We start from the raw sequence: 5,227 nt of genomic DNA, 5'->3' as shown, positions 1-5,227 counted from the left end.
TGGATCCGCATCGAGGCCGCCGATGCCGACCAGGCCCTGGCCCTGCTGGAGGAAGGCAACATCGACGTCGCGGTCATCGACTTCAACATGCCCGGCCGCAACGGGCTGGAACTGGGCGAGGAGATCCGCAAGCAGTTTCCCAAGATGCCGGTGGCGCTGGCCACGGCCAATGTCCAGGACGAAGTGATCGCGCGCGCCCGTGCGGCGAACATCGCGTTCGTCAGCAAGCCGATCACCGAGGAAGGCTTTCGCGGCTTTCTGTCCGGTGCTGTCCTCAAGCTTCGCTCCGCGCGCCGATGATCGGGACGAGCATCGCCCTGGAGGAGCTCGAGCGCGACGCGCTCACCGAGCTGGTGAACATCGGCGTGAGCCGGGCCGCCGTGAGCCTGCGGACGATGGTGGGCGAGCAGGTCTTCCTTTCCGTCCCCTCCCTCCAGGTCGTCGACCGCGTTCTGGCGGCGACGCTCATCCGGGAACAGGAGTGTGCTCCGCTGATCGCGGTGCGGCAGGATTTCGAGGGTGCGTTTTCCGGCCGGGCCCTGCTCATCTTCCCGGAAGCCAACAGCCTGGAACTGGTGCGCGCCGTCACCAGCGACGAGCTTTCCAGCAAGGAAGCCCGGGAGATCGAGGAGGAGGCCCTTCTGGAAACCGGCAACATCGTTCTCAATGGTTGCCTGGGCACCATTGCGAACATGCTGCGCAAGCCCTTGACCATATCCTTGCCTCAACTGCTGCGGGGTGATAGCCAACAGCTTTTCGACACGTCGACGCCATTGGGCGATGATGGCGTAGTGTTGTTTCTCTACATCAATTTCGCGATCAGCGATCGTGACATTCGTGGCTATATTGCGATGATCATGGACCTGCCGTCCCTGCAGACCCTGAAGGCCCTGATCGCCGAGTTCATCGAGCATGTCATCGGGTCGGAAGATGTGGCTCATGAGGGCTGAGCCGGTCGGCCTTTCGAGCGGGCAGCGGGTCTGGTGAACCAACCAGGACCTGAGTTCGACCCAGGTGCTCCTCTCACGGCCAGGCTGGCAAGGTTGCAGTCGCTGTGCGGGACGCTGCTCGACAGTCTGGCCCACTCGGGCCAGGCGGTCGCGGTCACCGATCATCGGGCAGCGGGCCAGCCGCTGATCTTCGTGAATGCCGCGTTCGAGCAGCTCACGGGCTACCGTCGCGACGAGCTTCTGGAACGGGACTGGCGACTGCTCCGCTCGGCCGAGGCCGATCCCGCCGCCCTTGCCCTGCTCGAGGCTGCGGTGGCCGAGGCCCGCCCGGTCACGGTCGAGCTGCGCCATGCGCGGAAGAACGGCGAGATCTTCCGGAACAGGCTGCACCTCACGCCGATCTGCGACGAGACGGGTGCTGCGGTCTTCCTGCTGTCCATGCATGCCGACGTGACGGCCAGGCCGGACCGGCAGGAGCCCGATCCCCGGCGCGAGGCGCCTCATGAGCAGCAGGGCGTGGCGAACGAGCATGCCCGTCGCGCCAGGACGGTGGCGCGGGCAGCCGGAGGATGGGAATGGGACGTGCCGGGCCGGCGGCTCTATGCCGATGCCCGCTTCGCCGAACTCTACGGGCTCGCCGCGGACGCTGCCGCAGACGGCCTGTCCACCAGTGCCTTCTTCGCCCCGGTTCATCCCGCGGACCGCATGCGCCTGCGGATCGCGGTGGCCGGCATCATGCACGGGGCGGACATCTTCGCGAAGGACTACCGCATCATCAACCCGGACGGCTCGGTGCGCTGGGTGGCGGCGCGCGGCGGCACCCGGCGGGGGGCCGACCATGAGCTCCTGTCCTTCGAAGGCATCCTCACCGACATCACGGATCAGAAGCGGGTCGAGGAACAGCTGCGCATCGTCCAGACCGCGGGAGGGGTGGGGACGTTCGAGCATGTGAGCGGGTTCGGGACCGTCTCGGTATCCGATCAGTTCTGCCGGCTGCTCGGCCTGCATCCCTGCGAGGCCCTGCCGGTGCGCACCGTCAACGGGGTGGTCCATCCGGATGACCCGCCGCTCATCGGCGGCCAGGGCGACGATTCCTCCTACCGGGAGTTCCGGGTCATCCATCCCGAAAACGGGGAGGTGCGCTGGCTCGCCCGACGCGGCGAGCACCGCGACGAGGGCCACGCCCTGGGCGTCCGGTTCATCGGTGCGATCTACGATGTCACCGCCGCCAAGGAAGCCCAGGAGAAGCTGCGCCAGTTCGCCGAGACCCTGGAGGCCCGGGTCCGCGAGCGTACCAGGGAGCGCGATCGGGTATGGAACAACTCGCGCGACCTGCTGGCGGTGATCGGCGAGGACGGTATCCTGCGGTCGGTCAGCCCGTCCTGGACCGGGTTCCTGGGCTATCGGCCGGACGAGCTGGCCGGACGGCGGGTGCTCGACCTTCTCCATCCCGACGATGTCGCCATCGCCCGGGCAGCCTTGCAGATGGATGCCCGGCCGCAGAACCTGTCGGACTTCGAGCTCCGCTTCCTGCATCGGGACGGGACCACGCGCTGGACGTCCTGGCACACCTCGCACGAGGACGGGCTCGTCTTCGCCTATGGACGTGACATCACCCTGGAGAAGGCCAGGGCGGAGGATCTGCGCCGGGCCGAGGAGCAGCTGCGCCAGGCGCAGAAGATGGAGGCGATCGGCCAGCTCACCGGCGGCATCGCCCACGACTTCAACAACCTGCTCCAGGCGGTGTACGGCAATCTGGACCTGATCCGCCGCAAGCCCCAGGATAGCACGAGGGTCGGCCGCTGGGCCGAGAACGGCCTGCAGGCGGCCGAGCGGGGGGTCAAGCTGACCGCCCAGCTCCTGGCCTTCTCCCGCGCCCAGCGGCTGGAACTGCGGCCGGTGGCGATAAGCGCGCTGCTGCGGGACATGGAGGACATGCTGACGCGCACGCTGGGGCCGATGGTGCGGGTCAGGCTGGACCTGCTGGAAGGCGAGCAAGGTGTGTTCGCCGACCCGACCCAGCTCGAGATGGCGGTCCTGAACCTCGCGATCAATGCGCGGGACGCCATGCCCGACGGTGGCAATCTCAGGATCGAGACCCGTCTCCGTACCGTCGTGCACGATCTCGAGCTGGTGCCTGGCGACTATCTGGAGCTGCGGGTCATCGACGACGGCATCGGCATGTCGCCGGAGGTGAAGGCGCGCGCCTTCGATCCGTTCTTCACGACCAAGGACGTGGGCAAGGGCACTGGACTGGGCCTGAGCCAGGTCTACGGCATGGTCCGCCAGGCCGGCGGCGCGACGCGCATCCAGAGCACGCCCGGCCTGGGCACCGTGGTCACCCTCCTGCTGTGCCTGGCCGAACTCGCCTCTGCCGCACCCCCCCAGGGCGAGCAGGCCGGCGACGGCGCCGCCGCCAGGGCCGCGACGGTGCTGGTGGTCGACGACGATCCCGACGTGCGCTGCTTCCTCGTGAACTCGCTGGCCACGCTGGGCTACCTGGTCGTCGAGGCCAAGGATGGGCAGGCCGCACTGCAGGCACTGGACGAGGTGAACCCCGACCTCATGCTGGTGGACTTCGCCATGCCGGGCATGAACGGCGCTCAGGTCGCGAGCATCGTGCGCAAGCGGCGGCCCGACCTGCCGATCGTGTTCGCGAGCGGCTATGCGGACACGGCCGAGATCGACGCCGTCGGCATGGGCACGGCGGTGCTGCGCAAGCCGTTCAAGATCGAGGAACTGGAAGCCGCCGTCGCGAGTGCCCTGGCCCGTGTCTAGCGGGATGCGCCGGGCGCCGCCCCGGAGGACGGCGACGGTTCCGCCGGCCTAGCTCAGGTGGCGGGACAGGTGCTTGTTCATCTCGAACATGGTCACCTTCTTCTTGCTGAACACCGCCTCCAGCTTGTCGTCCGCCATGATCTCGCGGCGATTCTCCGGGTTCTGCAGCTGGTGCTGCTTGATATAGTCCCAGACCTTGCTCACCACCTCGCTGCGCGGCAGCGGATCTGCGCCCACCACCTCGGCCAGCTCCTTGGAAGGCTTCACCGGCTTTTGCAGCGCATTGGGCTGCTTCGACCCGGCCGCCTTCTTGGCGCCCGCTTCGCTCGAGGCAGATTTCTTGGTCGGCATGGCAGTCGTCCTTCCGCTTGGCTCAGCTCCGGTGCCCGCGAAGCCCGCTCTTCCGGCAACGGCACTGTTCTGCCAGGAGAAAAGGCCGCTGCACGAGAAAAATACGTCACAGGGTGCAGGTTCCCCGCGACCGTGGTGTGCGTGGCGAAGGGGGAGGGAACGCAGGGAAGGCTCCGACGCTGCTGTCGGAGCGGGGCGGGTGCTGGTCGGCGCCCGGCATCCCGCAGGACGGCCACCAGAGGCATGAAGGGTCACCACCATGTTCGGCAAGCTCGACTGGCGCTGGATCGGGATCGGCGTGGCGATCATGTTCGGGCTGAACATCCTGGCGAGCCTGATCCTGGTGGCACTGATGGGCGACCACCTGCCCGCGGCCACCACCGATCCACAGGATGCAGCGCAAGCCATGGGCGGCGGACGTCTCGCCCTGGTCGCCCTGATCGGCATCGCGAGCTTTGCCGTCGGTGGCTACATCGTGGGCCGCAAGTCGCCCGGCCGGACGATCCTCGAGCCCGGCATCTCGGCGGCCATCGCCGTGCTGATCGGCCTGCTGCTGAGCGGCGCCTTCACCCTGGGCAACCTGCTGACCGGCGGGCTGCTGCCGTTCCTGGCCGGCCTGCTGGGCGGCTATCTGGGCGAGCGGCAGCAGGCGCAGCGCGCCGTGGCCGATCGCTAGGCGGTGCGAGCGAGCGGCGGCGGACCATGCCGGCCCGATCCGGCGCCCGTAATGCTGCATCTGCAACACGATCACCTCCGGTCTGAAGCGCATCCGAAACCGTCACCCGGATATCCGTGCCGCCGCCTTACGGAACGGAGATCGAGATGCTCGGCGACGGCCAGCTGAACTTGCGACATGAAGTGGCGATGGCGGGCAGCGTCCTGTCCGTCGTCGAGACGGGGCAGGGCCTGCCCGTCCTGCTGGGCCACGGGTTCTTGTGGGACTGGAGGATGTGGCAGCCGCAGCTGCGCGTCCTGTCCTCCCGCTGCCGGGTCATCGTGCCGGAACTGTGGGGTCATGGCGGGTCGGGGCCGTTGCCGCACGGCACGCGCACGCTGGCCGATCTGGCCCGGCACATGGTCGAGCTGCTGGACCGGCTCGAGATCGGGCGCTGCGTCGTCATCGGATCGTCGGTCGGCGGCATGTGGGG

The 5,227-nt window shown here is 68.1% G+C and carries 6 protein-coding genes; 5 read left to right on the top strand and 1 reads right to left on the bottom strand.

Going from position 1 to position 5,227, the window contains the following annotated elements; translation table 11 throughout:
- The 3 genes from VNS22_RS11775 to VNS22_RS11765 all read left to right on the top strand — a co-directional run.
- Window positions 1-300, top strand: a 300-nt coding sequence (locus VNS22_RS11775) for a response regulator (RefSeq protein ID WP_325732618.1), incomplete at its 5' end; no start/stop codon positions are given.
- Entirely contained in the window at window positions 297-950 is a 654-nt protein-coding gene (locus tag VNS22_RS11770; protein ID WP_325732616.1) for a hypothetical protein, read from the top strand. The genes VNS22_RS11775 and VNS22_RS11770, both read left to right, overlap by 4 nt.
- A gap of 93 nt (window positions 951-1,043) precedes the next feature.
- Entirely contained in the window at window positions 1,044-3,728 is a 2,685-nt protein-coding gene (locus VNS22_RS11765) for a hybrid sensor histidine kinase/response regulator (RefSeq protein WP_325732614.1), read from the top strand.
- Between the two features lie 48 nt (window positions 3,729-3,776).
- Here VNS22_RS11765 and VNS22_RS11760 read toward each other — a convergent pair whose 3' ends face one another.
- Complete coding sequence (locus VNS22_RS11760) at window positions 3,777-4,079, bottom strand: SWIB/MDM2 domain-containing protein (protein WP_325732612.1); 303 nt, start codon at window positions 4,077-4,079, stop codon at window positions 3,777-3,779.
- A gap of 259 nt (window positions 4,080-4,338) precedes the next feature.
- Between VNS22_RS11760 and VNS22_RS11755 the strand changes: the two genes are divergently transcribed.
- Both VNS22_RS11755 and VNS22_RS11750 read left to right on the top strand, forming a co-directional pair.
- The gene (locus VNS22_RS11755; protein WP_325732610.1) at window positions 4,339-4,755 is read left to right on the top strand and encodes a hypothetical protein; all 417 of its coding nucleotides are present in this window, start codon (window positions 4,339-4,341) and stop codon (window positions 4,753-4,755) included.
- Between the two features lie 188 nt (window positions 4,756-4,943).
- Window positions 4,944-5,227, top strand: a 284-nt coding sequence (locus tag VNS22_RS11750) for an alpha/beta fold hydrolase (RefSeq protein WP_349261772.1), incomplete at its 3' end; no start/stop codon positions are given.

Source organism: Geminicoccus sp. (assembly GCF_035556675.1).
Lineage (GTDB): Bacteria > Pseudomonadota > Alphaproteobacteria > Geminicoccales > Geminicoccaceae > Geminicoccus.
This window is presented reverse-complemented; position numbering and strand designations above follow the sequence as displayed.

What these genes read in the sequence shown, in the direction of transcription:
- VNS22_RS11770 (WP_325732616.1), top strand. Translation starts at nt 297, where the DNA reads ATGATCGGGACGAGCATCGCCCTGGAGGAGCTCGAGCGCGACGCGCTC.
- VNS22_RS11760 (WP_325732612.1), bottom strand. Translation starts at nt 4,079, where the DNA reads ATGCCGACCAAGAAATCTGCCTCGAGCGAAGCGGGCGCCAAGAAGGCG.
- VNS22_RS11755 (WP_325732610.1), top strand. Translation starts at nt 4,339, where the DNA reads ATGTTCGGCAAGCTCGACTGGCGCTGGATCGGGATCGGCGTGGCGATC.